This window comes from Sphingobacterium sp. UBA2480 (assembly GCF_002341965.1).
Classification (GTDB): domain Bacteria; phylum Bacteroidota; class Bacteroidia; order Sphingobacteriales; family Sphingobacteriaceae; genus Sphingobacterium; species Sphingobacterium multivorum.
On record NZ_DDPA01000001.1, the window covers coordinates 894469 to 910178 of the forward strand.

Consider the following 15710-nt stretch of genomic DNA (forward strand, 5'->3'; position numbering starts at 1 on the left):
TGAAATATAGCAATGCAAGTAAAAAGCATTGTTGTATTCTTCAATGCCTTTAAAAAACAAGTTAAATAGGATTGAAAAACTAGTATGAATAAGATTACAAGTAGTGTAATCTGTATAACTGGAATATTGACTACCTTATCCAATAAGGCAGTACATAGATTAGATCTTTTTATCATCTGCTTATGGATTAGGTATTATTCAGCAATTCGGTTAAAGAAACTGTAGATCCTTTGTTTGGTTTCCAAATCCGCTGTAATGACTTCGGCAGGTTCAGCAAAGGCAAATGGCACCGCATCGATTTTGATCTTGCGAAGGTGCACCAGGAAATAAGCCAAAAGCACACGGCACACTTTCATCAAAAAGGTATGCATCTGCTTTACATCAGGAGCATCTTGTTGTTCCTCACTCTTTCTACAGTTATCAAAGAGTGCCCATAGGTTTTCCTGACAGTCGGTGATGGTATGTTGGGACCAGAACTCCCGAATGGTATTTAATGGATCGTATCCATTGTCGTATATTTCATAACATGCTAGCTCAAAGGGTAGCATGTTGTTTGATTTTTGGTTCATTTTTGAGGCATTAAAATGATCAGCATTGCCCAAATAAGAGCAATACCTCTCCTATCCCGCGCGCGCGTGCTCGCTCAGGTTCATAAAATAGTTTGAATAAATGTTCCGATTAAGTTGTCTAATAATTGGTTACACGGCAGATGATATAGATACACTGACAAGCTTCGGATTGGTCATAATGACCTATTCTCCTAGAAAATTAAGGGGGAATTGAATTGTTTGGATGTTTGTTTTTTAAAATCATAACTCGCTATTGGTTAACGAGTCTTGGGAAAGGCCTTTTAATAAATGTGGGCCTACATGCCGTGGTTGCGAAAAAGTTTCTGAAGCCTTACGTAACACGGGCTGACAGTAGGCCCACATCTATCTTATTTCAGCAAATATACTAAAAGCTTTTATAAGAATAGACGTGGGTATTTAAACTACCGCCTTGCGTTACGGCTTCAGAAATTGCAACCGCAAGACTCTTTTGTTATAAATACCTCATTTCAAAATGATATATCTGAAATATAATTCAAATATAACAACACTAATTATTAAAAGCAAATTATTCACTAACCATAATATAAATAATCAAATTTAGCTCATTTACTAAATGAACGTTTGGTACCTTACTCCATTTGAGATATTAACAATTATAATCGTCAGAAATATTCGCTTAGAATTGGGCATATCTGGTGAAGAACTTTCTTTACATTTAGAAAAAAGCAAAAAGTATATAGCAGTTATTGAAAGTACAGCTTCATATTCAAAATACACAGACGAAGTACTATTAAAAATTGCTATCTATTTCACGGAAATAGCAAAAAAAATTGAGCATGAACATAGGAAGGAAAATCTTCCTGTAAATTTTAAAACGGAATATTCAATATTAGACCTGCAACCGTCTGAAATTCTTGACAGAGAAAAAGTGATAAAACAAATCCCTCCTATTCCTGCAGGAACAGGGTCATCAGCAACTCTCAATGCTGTAATTGAAACTACAGATTTTTTCGACATTGCAAGAACACTGCAAGAAATTGTCGATTATTGTAACAAGCTTCAAAGCCAGAATTGGAAAGGTTCAGATTTTACGAGTGCTTTAAGCCGAGCAACTAAGGGGAAAAATAAAAGGTTAGAAGTTAAATTAATCAGAGAAATTAATACATATATAGCCTATCAACCAAAAGTAAAATCTTAAAACCAAACTTATATATTCGTGATTCCTAATCTTTGAGTACTTCTAGTATTTCTCTTTTACAGATTTCAATTATCCAAATTAAAATATCAGCTTCACAAGTCTGACCAAAACTTATGCTAGTTGCATCGCCAAGGCGAAATTTTCCATTCGCCCACTAGTTTGCTTATATTTGTTGTAAGTCAGTAAGAACCGAATATGGCAAAGAACCTAGCATTTAAAGTAATGAAGAGCTTGAGTATGTCAGAATTTGAACTTTTCAAAATGTTCAATATCTTAAAACTACGTAAAGACAGTGGAATAAGTCAGTTTGAATTTGCTTTTCTGCTCGGACAAAGAGATTTCTATATCCGAGATTATGAACGTCCAGATCACACACTTATTCTTGGTCATGGCGAAAACAATACTGTCCGATCCATTTATGACTGCAGGCTTGATGAAATCGTTCCTGTTTCATTGCCAAAATGTGCGGTTCGAATTCTCTGTGCAATGGACGAAAATGAGAACAAACACTTCAAAATTCAGAAAAGTTATGATAATAAGATTTGGGAAGATGATACTGATTTAGTCTTAGGCGATGAACCTAAAGAATTAGAACTACCCATCAAGAGCGACGTTACGCAGGAAAATGTACAGGATTGGATCGATTCAGTATATCAAGCAGGCTATTTTAATATCCCGAAATCGGCACTGCAGATTTTTCAAGATTGTAAGAACTTCTTCAAAGATTACGTACGTCCTTTATTTATCGCAAATACCATTCAGACCTATACGAAAAAGAAAAAGGCTCCTCGTGTCGTTAAACTTAGGGATAAACTAAATGATTATGATGTATTTACAAATGAACAGTTTAAAAATCTTGGATTTCTTCGTATAAAAGTTACTGATTATATAAGCAACGACTTTCCTGGGTTTGTCAGAGGTGAATTTACCGATATAGATTGTAGTCTGCACATTATTGAAGATAAAGTACCTGTTTTAACCGATCAATTTTGGGATGAAAATACAACCTATCCGCGTTGGGCACTGATCCCCGGAAAAATATTAGAACGGCGCACTGAGATTTTTACGACCAAAGCTGGTAAAGAGAAAAAAAGGAAAATCGTTAAAATCTCTCTTCAAAAACCGTGGGGTATTTATGATACCAATGATGAGACTGTTTTTGAGGTGTTTGATGTGGATGTTGTGGGGTGAATATTGTAATTATAAAAAATAGATAGAAATTAATAATAACATCAAAAGTCAGAAAATCAAGCAATTTACGGGGGTTGATTTTCTGACTATATTGAAAATTTTACCATGCCGTATAATAAAAATACACCTTTTGGTGCTTCGTATCGCAAGTAAATTCCACTCTATAAATAAATAACAACTAACTTTTGTGACATAAGATCGACTAGACAAGCGTATAAGACTTGTTCTAGCATTTTTCAAATGAGATTTTTAAGAAAGCAGTCCGATAAATAACTACAAATTTTATTTCCAAAGTCTAAATTCCGCTTCTGCCGCGAATTTATATCCTATATTATTTTCTGAGTCGATTGCAATTTGTTTAAAAGGTTACACAATGTCTCCGAGAACTCAAATAAAAAGTACTAAAGATCTTTATGTGAATGGGGCCGTGATCCGACAAACTTGGTGTAATCAGTCAAAGTATATGACCTGTCGATTTAAGTCTAAGAAATTTTGTCATTGCGAATCACAGAATATGCCAAAAAGACAATTATTTATTTAAAACCTGCCATTTGTGGGCAGAAAAAAGGTTGGCAGATCTTTTGTATTCAGATTTTCTGATTCATATTTTGCGAAAAAGTATATGAGATAAGTTGTCGCTAAATATGATTATGTATTAATAACCAATTATAAATTTAAAAGACAAAATTATGGCAGTAAATCGTAATGATCATCTTCAAAGTGTCCTACAATCCCATCGGATGTCACACATTGAATCATTAGTAGAAAAGTATAAAGAAAAACGTAATTCAATAAAGGAGGCGCTTGAAGAGCGATATGGTTCTGATATCTATGGACCATTTAACTCTGGCTCTTACGCCAAGCATACGGCTGTAAACTGTAAGTTTGACCTCGACTTAGTAGTTCCATTTAAGCGTAATTCGTATTCCACCTTGCGTGAAATGTTTGAAGATGTTTACGATTATCTATATGAAACTTACGCAGATGTTGCGACAATTAGAAAACAAAAGGTTTCAATTGGAGTAATTTTCGATACCGATACTGACGGAGATACGGTCAGTATTGATGTAGTACCAGGAAGAGAGTTAACAACTGACGATTATCCTGAATCTAGGGATCTGAATGTTTTCTTCAATGAGGCCATGGGGCTCATACAGAAAGACACTTATCTAAAAACCAATATTGATTCACAGATCGACCATATTAAAGCAAGAGATAATGAACGGAAAATCATTCGACTGTTAAAATTGTGGAAGTACCATAATGGTGAGCAATTTAAGTCATTCTTAATGGAACTCTTAGCGATAAAGGCATTTGACAAAACCTCCATCACTGGTGACCTATGGGATAAATTGAAGGGTGTGATGACATATGTCAAAGAAAATGTCATTAAAGAAACGTTTACATTGATTGATCCGGGTAATTCCAATAACGACGTAATGAAATCCCTAGACACTTGGCAGAGAGAGAACTTGGCCAATCGCTTTAAAACTGTGATCGAGCGAATCGAGGAAAATAGCGAGAATATAAAAAGTTATTTCCCAATAAACGAACAGTTTGAAGAACAAAAAACTACCGAGAATTCTTATGGCATAAAGGGACCGGCGATCATTCATTCCATTCCAAAAGATACTGAACGTTTCGGATAAAATGGTGAATCGTAAAGAACTTATAGAAAACTGTATCCGGACAACTCCGGACGTTAAGCTGCTAAATATTAATACGGATGAACATACCGTCACAGGTTGTCTATCCATCAAGCTTGACATCATGGAGAATCCCCTATCTTTTGAATTCTCCATTGCATTTACATATCCATTTAAAGTTCATGACACCGAATCAATTTCGTTCTTCAATAGTGATCTTTTGGAGTATAGCCATGTGATGCGAAATGGTTTAATCTGCATTCACACAACAAATAATCCGGATTTAAAAGAGAAACTTAATATTGATCTAGCTTCTCTAAAAGCATGGATACTTAAGTACTATATTAATAAAGATAAAGATGATCACTACGAGCATTTGGTTGTTCCTGAGAATCCTTTAGACGGTAAGCTTCATGCCTTTATATTTACAGGCTGTGAAGTCCCTTTCAAACCCGGTGACTTTGGTTTTGTTAATCTTTACTTGATACAAGGCGGAGAAGTTGAAAAAGTAAACGAAAGTAACTCTGTTATTAATCATGTGGTTAAAGAGTTCGTCTCTCACGATAAAACCATTAGAAAATGTCAATGGAGTACTATTTATGAACATGAAAAAGCTTCTGAAGGAGGATTTTATTGTTTTTCACCACAGCCGCCCTCTGAATACCAAAGGTTTATTGTCCGTAATTGGCACCAACTATCTTCTATTTTGCCAGTGGAGTTGTTAAATCAGCTTCATAAAATGGAAAAGAAGTTATTGAAAAATAAACAGAAAGGAATAATACCCTTGTTTATCGGCTATAACATCAATAATGATGAAGTTCATTGGCAAATAGCTTTGCTTCAGGTTGGTGACTTTCCATTCGTCGGTGAGCCGGAATACATCAACGAAAAAAAAACCGGAAACTGGAATACCAAAATCCTTGACTCACCAATTGATTGGGGAATAGCAAGAAACAGTTCTTATGAATACTTTTTCGGAAGAGGTAGATTTTGTAAAAAACTCACGGAAGGTAAAATACTAATAATAGGAATCGGAGCCGTGGGCAGTATTCTCACACGGACACTGGCGCGATGTGGCTGCAAAAACATCCACTTAGTCGACTACGACCGAAAGGAACCTGAAAACGTATGTAGATCCGAATATGAATTCAGAAATGGGATCACTGACAAGGTCCACGAATTATCAACCATTTTATGTAAAATATCACCATTCGTAAATATCAGTATAGGGAATAATACCATGTTCGATGTATTGACCAAAGCTCAAACTGGAACAGATTTTTCTAAATCTGAGATCAAGGATATTTTAAATGAATACGATTTTGTATTCGATTGTTCAACAGACAATGACTTGCTTTATATTCTTGATGAACTACAACTGAAAACGTCCGTTATTAGTCTTTCTATTACTAACCATGCTGACGAATTGGTGTGCGGTATTTATCCCAATTTACGCAGATTCGTAAATAACCAATTTGGAAATGTGCTTGAAAATGACAAGTCAGATCTCTACAATCCTACCGGATGCTGGTCACCTACCTTTAGAGGATCTTATAATGATATCAGCCTTATGGTACAAATGGCCTTAAAGCATATTAATAGAACTTTATCTTCTGATAAAAGATTGCATCCCTTTGTTGTAAAAGAAGAAATTGATCTGGGACAGCTTAAAATTATATCCTATTGAAACTTAATACTACAAACGGATTGTCCCTGGAAATAAGTGAAAGTTTAATAGTTGAATTAAGCGAAATTGGACAGAAACACTTTCCACATGAGTTTGGAGGATTTTTATTGGGCAGATATTCATCTGATTTCAAAACACTCTTTGTTGTTGAATATTTGCTTCCAATTAGATATAAAGGCCAACCCTACTCATTTGAACGAAGTACAGATGGTTTAATCGAAACATTTAACCAATTATTTTCAGAGAGGAACATTTACTATGTCGGAGAATGGCACACCCATCCTAATGGAAGTGCTCAGTTTAGCTCAACCGATTTGAATGCTATGATCGAAGCCGCAAATTGTACGACAGTAAGTATCACTAATCCAGTATTACTTATTCTCAGTCTCTCCAAACTAAAATTAAATGACTTCGAAATCTATTTACTTAAAAACAATACATTAATCAATTATGAAAAAAGTTGAATTAAAAATGCTTTTCAGCGGATTACAGAACCAGATGACCGCACAATTAAGCACCAATAGAGAATTTATCAATCACCCAGGATCGAAAGGAGATGCTTTAGAAAATGCATGGATAGAATGGCTTAGAGCTTATCTACCAAACAGGTATAGTGTAGATAAGGCAATTGTAATAGATTATACAGGGCAAACTAGTCAGCAGATAGATATAGTAATTTATGACAACTGGTTTACCCCATTTATTTTTACCCAGAATGGTTTCCATTATATTCCGGCCGAAGGAGTCTATGCAGTTTTTGAAGTAAAACCGGATTTGAAAGGCAGTGTACCTATGGGTAAAGGGAAAAGGAACAAAGACTTTATAACCTATGCCGCTGAAAAAATAGAAAGTGTGCGTGTACTAAAACGGACATCTGTCGATATGATAGCATCAGGAAACACTGTGTTCGCACGTCCCTTGACAAAAATTGTTGGTGGAATTTTGGCAAGTACCAACACTTATAAAAGAACTGGTACAATTTCAAAAATACTTGAAAAGCAAAAAGGCTTTCAATCTATTGATTTCGGTTGTGCTGCAGATTACGGTAGTTTTTTTGTAGAGTATAATGGTTCAGAGGATCTGAGTTTATCGAAGCCGAAAGACTTTGAGAAAAGAATTACAGATTACTACAATGATCGTCAATTTGTCGATGTATCATTTAGTAAGCCTGAAAATTCTATGGTGACATTTTTCATGCAACTGTCCCGTTATCTACAACAGGCTATTGGCACAGTTGCTGCTATCGATTTACAGGCTTATCTAGATAAAATAAATGAAAAAATTGATGAAGAAATATGACACAACTTTTTATATTTAACATAAACTTTTTCAGAGGAATAATTGATAAGGTTATTTAAATTCAATTATTCAAAGGTATACCGTCTTTATAGTATTCAATTGTGTAATTGCCACTTTCATTTGTTACGATGAATGCTCCAAGTTGGTATTTTAAATGATTACCTTGTTCTGAGGTAGTGTAAGCAATAAGTTTTAAACGATCATAATCAAATGGTACATTACTACTAGCTTTCTTTACTTCAATAATCAACAAGTTATTTTTATTATTACCTCGTTTATGAACGATAATGTCTGGAAATACGGCCCGTTCAATAATTTCCCTTTCAAGGCGGGTTTCGCGTATGCTTAAGAGGCCATTTTGCTCTAACTGGTTACGAAGCATAGCAATATGCTTGCGTGAGTTTGGATCATCAATATCTCCATTATACTCACAATCAACATTATAATCATTTAAATATCTTTGAAGATATTCTGCTAATTTATGACTTACACTTTGCTCACTAAGATTTTTTGTTAAAAGCCAGCTATCGTTATTCTGAAGATTTGATAAAGAGGCTAATAGAATTTCTTTGATTTGATCGTCGTTCATATGTTTGAAGGTTGATTAAAAATTTTATTACATGTTTTAGTGTCTAAAATTGCGTAACAGTTGCCAAATTCGAATTTACTAGTCCGTTAAGAATATCACTAATGTTTTTCATATTCTGAGGTTGTACTCTGTTAAATTTGTCAGTCCTAGTCTTGCTAAATGTAAAAATAACTCTGTTTTTTGCTCTTGAGAGAGCCACAAAAAAAGTACAACGGTCTTCATCTGGTTGGTCTTGGTAGCTCCAAAATGCGTTATCTTCTAAACCGACAAATATCACCGTATTATATTCTAGACCTTTGCTCTTGTGGACTGTCATAACTGGAATTGTATCTTTTCCTAAGAGATTGTCTAATGCATCAACTATATTGGAAGATCTCTGCCATTCGAAATACAGGTTATCAGAGAAATTTTTAATCACATATTGTAAGTATTCGTCCTCTTTATACGATGGAAATTCGGATTTGATTATGTCGAGGCCTAAAAAGTCAATTATCTTCTGTATAGTGTCATCTATAAATGTATCCTGAAACTGACCATTATCGAAATGATTGTTAATTGAAATCTGAAAAGAACTTAACTTACTTTCCAATTTTAACAACTCTATTTCACCTTCTACGCCTTGATAATTTCTCAGCAAGTCAAAAACGAAATTTCGCTCATTCGAAGCCTTCTTTTTGAATGAGCAATACAACATATTAATTAAGTACAATACCAATGGCTCTGCAAGCAAGTTTTGTAATTCAGTTTCATCTCTAGCTTTTATACCTCTAGAATTAAAGTAATCAATTAAATCACCTACGTAGACTTTCAATTGTTGTTTTACTAAAATACAAATATCTCTAGGGTAAATTCCATTTGCAAGTGAATCTTTGACAGAGTTAAGCAAAAGTTCCATTTCCTTTCTTTGGTTCTCAAATATCCAAATATCACAAATACCATCTTCTATGTTCCATTTTTCAGAGGGGGTAGCAACTTCAACTTTCTTCATCAGATTATTAACAAGATAATTCTGCAATTCGACCAATCTAGGCGCAGATCGGAAGTTCATAAAAAGTGGCACTTTGGCAGCTCCAATATCTTTTGTTAAATCTTCAAAAGCTGTCTCTTTTGCACCCGCCCAAATCATTATTCTCTGCTTATCGTCACCGACAGCTGTTATAATAGAATCGCACTGAAAAAAGCAACACCTAAGAAATTCATATTGAATAGTTGTAGTATCTTGAAACTCATCAAGAAATATATACTGGTAAGTTTGTTGAAGATATTTCTTTAAAATAGGATTTGCTAATATGATTAATTCGGCAAGCCTCATTATCATCTTGAATGATAACATTGGTTTTTCAGCGGAGAGAAGATTCATCCAAATTGAATCTTTAAGCTCCTCATTTTTGTTATTAATAGGATATGGAAGCCCAGGGTTATAGAAAAACCTCAAAATCTTATCTTTGGTGTTCGAATTAAAAAGATTCAAGTTTCTATACTTAAATTGATCAAGAACAGGTGAGTCTGTAAGCGCTACATTATAATTGTTCTTCGTTTGGAATTTACGTGGAAGAGAATTCTTAAACCTATCAAAAAGACTTTTTGCAAAAGCGTCGAAGGTGAGTGAATCAAACCTCTTAGATAATTCCGGCCCACATCTTAGTAGTACCCTTTCTTTCAAGTTAGCGGCAGCATCTGCCTTAAAACTGATTGCTAAAATTCTCCTTGGTGATATGCACAAATTGGTCTGTAGAAGATAACTCGCTCTTTGTGCAAGAAGTTCAGTTTTACCTGCCCCCGGGCCAGCAATAACTAAAGAGTGGAAATTAGATTTCACAACTCGAAGAGCGTTTTCTTCGAGAATTAAACCGTCAGACGGCTGCCAATGAGCTGGATTAATTATCTTCATGTGGCAATTCAAGTATTTTTAAAATTTTATTAAATATAGATTTAAAAAGTGGTGGCATATTATCCAGTATTTCTTCATTATCAAGCGATGCAAGTGCTTGAATGTGTGTAGAAGGTTTGCCACGACCTAGAAAAAGATAATTGTAATAAATCATTTGTTCTTTCTGTGACTCTGAATAAAATTCTCCAATTGCTTTCTCAGATTTTAATGTTGCTTTCACAGCGGTAGAAACCTTTAAGTTGAAGTTTTCCGTATCAGTTTCCTTATCTGGAATTCGTGGTCCACCATTAGTAGGTATAGTACCGAGATAGCTTTGTTTAAAATAATTAAATAACAGCAAGTCCAAATCTAAGGGTTTGGAATAGTACAAGTTGTATTTAGTAAGAAATTTACACCAGTTTCTTATGTTTTTGTAGTCTTCTTCTGATTTTAAAGACCATTCCAACATACCAAGGAAATCCTCATCAGATAAAATACCTCCGTCTGTTTCTAAAAGAGTATTTTTATCTTCACCTAGTACAATAAGTTGATCAATTGCATATTTAATTCTACCCCATCCACCACCTTCTCGTCCTATATCCAGATCCAGCAATGTTATGTAAGGAATATCTAGCTGTTTTAACAATCGCCATATATGATTAACAAAACGGTGCCCCAAAGGCGCAAAAGTAATAACATTGTCGTCAAAATTTGTATTAAAAGCTGATGACAACTTATTAAATAAAATCTCTTCGCTATCACCTTCACCGATTACTACCAATTTAGCAAAGTATATTTCAGGATAATTGTGCACAGCTTCTTTAACGTACTTGTAAGCTTCATCAGATTTCTTCGGTAATTTAACTCTACTGACTATGGTTTTATACAGGCTTGGATGTACTCGAAAATGATAAATTGCTTCAGGCTTAACCCTCTTGATAATGGAAGGTGTATGTGAGGAAATTATTACTTGGGATTGCTGCTTTTCAGATATTTTATAGAGATTATTAACTACACGTCCTAATAATTGGGGGGCGATATGATTTTCTGGCTCTTCTAATGCTAGAATTGTCAAAAGTGGCCCGGTTGTAACTGTTTCGTCAGATTTTTTTCTGATCTCTTCTTCAACATCAAGAAGTGCACAAACCAAAGTGATATAAAATATTGATCTATATCCTTCTCCTAAATCACCAACCTTGTAAGGCCTGTGAAGGCCTGAAGGGTCAAATGACACTTCCAGTTTCTTTAAGGTAGCCTCATAGTCAGAACTGGTAAAACCTAACTCGGCTTCCTCATATCTCTTGTCATTATGAAATTTTTTCCAAAATGTGTTTATACTTTTTGAAATCGTTTTAAACTCATTTATACCCTCGAACATTGTGTTTATCTCCTCAATTTTATCCGCGAACGTATCTTTAAAATCCTCACTCCATTGAATTTTCCTGAGAACTCTGTGAAAAATTGATCCAGCAGAATATCTGAGTTGTTCACTAGGATTTCTGATAGCGGGTACATATATAATCTGAATAAGGCTCTTAAGATGATTTGGGCAGTTGACTTTGCTTTCCTCATCCTCATCCTCTCCGTATGCTACTTTGATGAAATAAAGCTTACTTTCAATGACACCACTTTCCAAAACATCCGATTTTGTCCAATTTCCTTCTAGTCTTATTCGGATGTAAGGTTTTCCTCCTTCGAAATCAATTACCATATGAGAGAAGTAGTGGGCTATAGCATCCTCTTCATCTTCTTCAAAATTCAAGCTTACTTCAATACACAATATCTTGGAGTCCATCGCTTCTTCATCCGGACTGATATGAAAATCTTCTCTTACAAGTTCTTTTTCGTAAGGTGAGTTACCAAATAGCTTTCTTAGAGCATCAATCGCGGAGCTTTTTCCGGAGCTGTTTATACCGATAAAAGCGGCAAGGCTCTCACTAATATTTAGGTCTACGCCAATTGGGTCGTAGGATCTAAAACCTTTAATTATAAGTTTTGATATATTCATAAAGCTTGATTTCAGATTCAATTAATAGATATTTATCAAGTTACCACCAATGTTTTACCACATTAATTCTATAGTATTTTATCACATATAAAGTATTACGGCGAGTGTTCATTTTAAAAATTTTCTTACTATTTCAAACGTCAACATTGAATACACTTGCGTCGATTTATGTCGAGTGCTTTGAGCAATTGAAATCATAAAAAGCTTGATAATTTCTAATGTTCGTATGACATTAGGCAGTTGGATGATCGTCAATCCTTTCTATGATATCAATCCTTTTGACTTAGCTTGTGCCTTAATTTACTTTATTATAGCGATTCCATATTCCTAGCCTTAGTTTCCTTGATCTTCTTGGACAATTACACCATCCTTAGCTAGACTTTCATAAAATAAATGGGTAAGTTCAGATGTCAAATAGTCATCATTTAATAATTTTACAAAAAGATTTTTTGATACACGCGTATCCAAGTTTATTTGTGTGCTTTCGGCATTAAATTTTATTCGGCCACGAAGCGCGGGGTGATTCGAGGCAAAAGCTATAATTTGTTCCTTTGGTATGTTTCTGGTGATAACTGGAGAGTTCCGTGCTATTTTTGTTAGCTTCCGAGCAAATCCTATGTCTTCAACTAATTCTTCCAATGCTTCAATATTTGACAGAATTTCAATCCCCCTAATTGCTTCTAATCCTAATAAAGCTTCCCGCTGGATAACCTCTACTATTCCAAAGCTTCTTTCAATTGTAGACAACTTTAATATAACAATCGTTTCATCAATAGATACGGCTTGAAAACCTGGGCTAATTCTTAAGAGATTATCATTAAATCTTTCAAATCTCTCAGCGGCTTTTTTTAGCAAATAGCTTCCCCTACCTATGACCTCGACAGGTGATAATTTTTTGAATAAACTCACCTGATGTTCATCATTACCCAAAACAATTATTAGAGTGTCAATTTGTTCAATTGTAACATCACGGAATCTGAAGTTCGGTATATTATCATTGCCAATAACTTGTACTAATTGCCTTAGTTCGTTTGGTAGTTCTAAGTCGTATTCATAAAAGCACTTTCCACGCTCATCGGCAGTTGAAAGTAGCAGAATCTCATAGTCATCCTTTGAAATTATATTGCTCTGTATGCTTTCTAAAAACATGTTACGAATTGGTGGTAAATCTTCGTCATCGATATCAAGCTTTCGTGGTTCACCTTCATTTTTAAGAATAGCATATATAATTACTTGAATGTTAGCATTAGGCTCATAGAGGAACGCTAAATTTTGATTTAATTCATTTTTGTTCATTGATTATTTTTTTTACATAATATATTCTATTATCTAACTTAAGGTATTTGACCTTGTCTTTATTAGTAAGCTTTTCACGCGTAATAATTATAATATTGTTCCGAAGTCCGTCCCTTACGAACGTACCTGATACCTTATAAATTCGAAATTTTAAAACAGCTAGAGTTGGGTTTGCATAAAACAAGTCAGTTCTAATATAAATTATCCCTATGATAACCAATAAAATTAGAAGAACTATTTGATAACGTTCGTTATCAAAATTAAAGCAAACCAATGGGACAATATATGTAGTAAGAAACGTTAAATGTTCATAATCGATGTTTTCAATTTCAGTAATTTGAAACGCCAATTCGGCTGTTCCTTTTAGCCTATATGAAAAATCATAGTAAGCAAAAAAGCCTGCTATAATTGCAACTATGCAAATAATTGGAATTAAATTCAAACTAACAAGTTGCTTTGTTCCTATGTATTCCCAATCATCACCGAAGTAGATCGGAATCTTAATTGTGATAATTATGATTAACGCAAACATCAACCATAGAGATAATATATATAGCCCAATTTTTCTTTTCATAAAATTATTACGATTGAGAATTTAATTAATTTATTATTCGAACTCTCTTACTAACCATTCCTTAATAAATCCATGATCCCTCTTACCCTTTTCAACATTTTTTAGATATTTCATTGAAAACTGGATTTTTAGCTTTCCTTACTCCCAAAGAATGAATGATAAACATCTGACTCTCTCTTCCTGAGATTTCGTCGATATCTACACTAAGCCCTATAATAGCATCAGCACGAATTGCCTGAGCACGTTGCTTGAGCGTTTCGGTAACACGCTTGTACATTTCCTGCATCTTCTTCTCATAGCTGGTAGAGCGACCTCCAAAGAAATCTATATAGCTCGCTCCTATATCGCTAAAGATAGTGGTGCCGATGACTACATTGGCAGCTATTGGATCATTATATCGTGAAATCTCCCTCCCTTCGATGGAATTGGTCGTGGTTACTATCATGGCATTATACTTTTCAATCGGGCAAGGTTAAACCCAAGCCTAATATACATTATTTATTCTGAATTAATATGTTTACAGATATTAACTTTCAAGATTATTACAAACTGTAAGGCTAAGCTATGGGTTTGAAAGTAGGATTGGTTACGGGATACCGTAGCTGATTTATTCAACTGTTTTAAGAAGACAATAAAATAAAAAAAAGCCTCCCTTATAACCGTTAAGGGAGGCAATTTTGGCTAGATGTCCGCTTGGGCTAGATGTTAACCGGCTTTGGGCTTTCATCTACTGTAAAGATCGTGAGATTAGTTGAGATAATTGTTGTTCATTTCTTATAAAATGTTGTTCAAAAATTCCTATCTAATACTAATTTAATTCCAAAAGGCTATTTCACCTCATCAAATATATGATCAGTTTCACCTACACTCCAGATCAACCCACTCTTCGATAATAATTGCCATCGTTTATCAAAAGTCTTCCATGACCATCCACACCTGATCCGTCAATGTAAAATTTTTTTTGGTACTTAGATCATCTATAGTTAGAAATCCGGTAACAGAAAACTTATTGACAGCTCGTACTCCGTGCTCAACAGCTAGAAATAATGTTTTTTCAAAAACCAAACAGGATTCACCCCTCCCAGACTCAAGGTTTTTTTATTCCTTTTATATCCTTTTTCATCGAATATCGTCCTTTATCCACTTTAATTCCCCACGTTGTATCAGGGCTATATATTTTTGCACCTGATCATCGGTCAATAAGCAATTGTCTTCAAGGTGGTAATTGAACTGCTTAGTGAAGGTGTCATATTGAATACTCCCTACATAAGCATTATTGAGATAAATATGCCAAAGGCTGTATTTCTTGGGCCGAACTTCCACTACATGGCGTTTTCCATGATGATAAACCAACTCTGGCACATCCGTATCAAAGCGAAGTATAAGAGCGTCAATGCACGCTTCCTTGATGTCATCGGCGAGTACACCGAATGCCAATTGCCACACTCCCTGAGATTTCCTGAAAACATAAAAAGCAAGACCATTTTTGTTGTAAAGATGATAATCTTTCATGCCCATGCTTTTATCATGCACGGTAATTTGAGCGTACATTACCCGATTTCGGCAAAAGATTTCTAGCGGTTTCATTTTACAATATTACTAATAATATTAGTAATATTGTATGCGGTATAGATTTATAAGGTTTCTTATTTTTTATATGTAATTGGATGGATTAATCCTATCATAAATTAAAGAATTGCTCGACGTTATTTTCTACAGGCGAGCTTTCGGAAAGAATTGGCTAAACTTTTAGTATATTAGTTTCACCAAAACAGTTGTTAATGGCAAAGATAATGACACA

14 protein-coding genes are annotated in these 15710 nt (G+C 34.5%); 6 read left to right on the top strand and 8 right to left on the bottom strand.

From position 1 onward, the window contains the following. Positions 1-194 precede the first annotated feature (194 nt). Complete coding sequence (locus tag B3600_RS04070; RefSeq protein ID WP_286752157.1) at positions 195-569, bottom strand: hypothetical protein; 375 nt, start codon at positions 567-569, stop codon at positions 195-197. Positions 570-1164: 595 nt separating this feature from the next. Here B3600_RS04070 and B3600_RS04075 point away from each other — a divergent pair. From B3600_RS04075 to B3600_RS04100, 6 genes are all read left to right on the top strand, one after another. Beyond that, positions 1165-1749 carry a hypothetical protein gene (locus B3600_RS04075; RefSeq protein ID WP_286752158.1) on the top strand — a complete coding sequence of 195 codons (585 nt, stop codon included), beginning with the start codon at positions 1165-1167 and terminating at the stop codon, positions 1747-1749. A gap of 195 nt (positions 1750-1944) precedes the next feature. Then, the gene (locus B3600_RS04080) at positions 1945-2940 is read left to right on the top strand and encodes a hypothetical protein (protein ID WP_286752159.1); all 996 of its coding nucleotides are present in this window, start codon (positions 1945-1947) and stop codon (positions 2938-2940) included. Between the two features lie 689 nt (positions 2941-3629). Beyond that, on the top strand, positions 3630-4589 hold the full coding sequence (locus B3600_RS04085) for a nucleotidyltransferase (RefSeq protein ID WP_286752160.1): 960 nt from the start codon (positions 3630-3632) through the stop codon (positions 4587-4589). A gap of 1 nt (position 4590) precedes the next feature. Next, complete coding sequence (locus tag B3600_RS04090) at positions 4591-6273, top strand: ThiF family adenylyltransferase (RefSeq protein ID WP_286752161.1); 1683 nt, start codon at positions 4591-4593, stop codon at positions 6271-6273. Continuing rightward, a complete protein-coding gene (locus B3600_RS04095; protein ID WP_286752162.1) occupies positions 6270-6737 on the top strand; it encodes a Mov34/MPN/PAD-1 family protein in 468 nt (155 codons plus the stop codon). The genes B3600_RS04090 and B3600_RS04095 overlap by 4 nt, the downstream gene beginning before the upstream one ends. Next, positions 6724-7572 (top strand): DUF6602 domain-containing protein, encoded by an 849-nt coding sequence (locus B3600_RS04100; RefSeq protein WP_286752163.1) that lies wholly within the window; start codon positions 6724-6726, stop codon positions 7570-7572. The genes B3600_RS04095 and B3600_RS04100 overlap by 14 nt, the downstream gene beginning before the upstream one ends. 61 nt (positions 7573-7633) lie before the next feature. On the opposite strand, the gene B3600_RS04105 is transcribed toward B3600_RS04100, so the two are convergent. The 7 genes from B3600_RS04105 to B3600_RS04135 all read right to left on the bottom strand — a co-directional run bounded on the left by B3600_RS04105 (position 7634) and on the right by B3600_RS04135 (position 15496). After that, on the bottom strand, positions 7634-8161 hold the full coding sequence (locus B3600_RS04105; RefSeq protein ID WP_286752164.1) for a hypothetical protein: 528 nt from the start codon (positions 8159-8161) through the stop codon (positions 7634-7636). Positions 8162-8204: 43 nt separating this feature from the next. After that, the gene (locus B3600_RS04110) at positions 8205-10052 is read right to left on the bottom strand and encodes a UvrD-helicase domain-containing protein (protein WP_286752165.1); all 1848 of its coding nucleotides are present in this window, start codon (positions 10050-10052) and stop codon (positions 8205-8207) included. After that, entirely contained in the window at positions 10039-12039 is a 2001-nt protein-coding gene (locus B3600_RS04115; RefSeq protein ID WP_286752166.1) for an ATP-dependent nuclease, read from the bottom strand. Before B3600_RS04115 ends, B3600_RS04110 begins: the two co-directional genes overlap by 14 nt. Positions 12040-12372: 333 nt before the next feature. Next, the gene (gene kwaB / locus B3600_RS04120) at positions 12373-13335 is read right to left on the bottom strand and encodes an anti-phage protein KwaB (RefSeq protein WP_286752167.1); all 963 of its coding nucleotides are present in this window, start codon (positions 13333-13335) and stop codon (positions 12373-12375) included. Continuing rightward, the gene (kwaA, locus tag B3600_RS04125; RefSeq protein ID WP_286752168.1) at positions 13322-13909 is read right to left on the bottom strand and encodes an anti-phage protein KwaA; all 588 of its coding nucleotides are present in this window, start codon (positions 13907-13909) and stop codon (positions 13322-13324) included. Before kwaA ends, kwaB begins: the two co-directional genes overlap by 14 nt. 91 nt (positions 13910-14000) lie before the next feature. Beyond that, the gene (locus B3600_RS04130; RefSeq protein WP_286752169.1) at positions 14001-14354 is read right to left on the bottom strand and encodes a YbjQ family protein; all 354 of its coding nucleotides are present in this window, start codon (positions 14352-14354) and stop codon (positions 14001-14003) included. Between the two features lie 674 nt (positions 14355-15028). After that, positions 15029-15496 carry a hypothetical protein gene (locus B3600_RS04135; RefSeq protein ID WP_286752170.1) on the bottom strand — a complete coding sequence of 156 codons (468 nt, stop codon included), beginning with the start codon at positions 15494-15496 and terminating at the stop codon, positions 15029-15031. Positions 15497-15710: the final 214 nt, after the last annotated feature.

Excerpts from the sequence above, each read along its gene's own strand:
- B3600_RS04070 (WP_286752157.1), bottom strand. The coding sequence starts at position 569 with ATGAACCAAAAATCAAACAACATGCTACCCTTTGAGCTAGCATGTTAT.
- B3600_RS04075 (WP_286752158.1), top strand. The coding sequence starts at position 1,165 with ATGAACGTTTGGTACCTTACTCCATTTGAGATATTAACAATTATAATC.
- B3600_RS04080 (WP_286752159.1), top strand. The coding sequence starts at position 1,945 with ATGGCAAAGAACCTAGCATTTAAAGTAATGAAGAGCTTGAGTATGTCA.
- B3600_RS04085 (WP_286752160.1), top strand. The coding sequence starts at position 3,630 with ATGGCAGTAAATCGTAATGATCATCTTCAAAGTGTCCTACAATCCCAT.
- B3600_RS04090 (WP_286752161.1), top strand. The coding sequence starts at position 4,591 with ATGGTGAATCGTAAAGAACTTATAGAAAACTGTATCCGGACAACTCCG.
- B3600_RS04100 (WP_286752163.1), top strand. The coding sequence starts at position 6,724 with ATGAAAAAAGTTGAATTAAAAATGCTTTTCAGCGGATTACAGAACCAG.
- B3600_RS04105 (WP_286752164.1), bottom strand. The coding sequence starts at position 8,161 with ATGAACGACGATCAAATCAAAGAAATTCTATTAGCCTCTTTATCAAAT.
- B3600_RS04110 (WP_286752165.1), bottom strand. The coding sequence starts at position 10,052 with ATGAAGATAATTAATCCAGCTCATTGGCAGCCGTCTGACGGTTTAATT.
- B3600_RS04115 (WP_286752166.1), bottom strand. The coding sequence starts at position 12,039 with ATGAATATATCAAAACTTATAATTAAAGGTTTTAGATCCTACGACCCA.
- kwaB (WP_286752167.1), bottom strand. The coding sequence starts at position 13,335 with ATGAACAAAAATGAATTAAATCAAAATTTAGCGTTCCTCTATGAGCCT.
- kwaA (WP_286752168.1), bottom strand. The coding sequence starts at position 13,909 with ATGAAAAGAAAAATTGGGCTATATATATTATCTCTATGGTTGATGTTT.
- B3600_RS04130 (WP_286752169.1), bottom strand. The coding sequence starts at position 14,354 with ATGATAGTAACCACGACCAATTCCATCGAAGGGAGGGAGATTTCACGA.
- B3600_RS04135 (WP_286752170.1), bottom strand. The coding sequence starts at position 15,496 with ATGAAACCGCTAGAAATCTTTTGCCGAAATCGGGTAATGTACGCTCAA.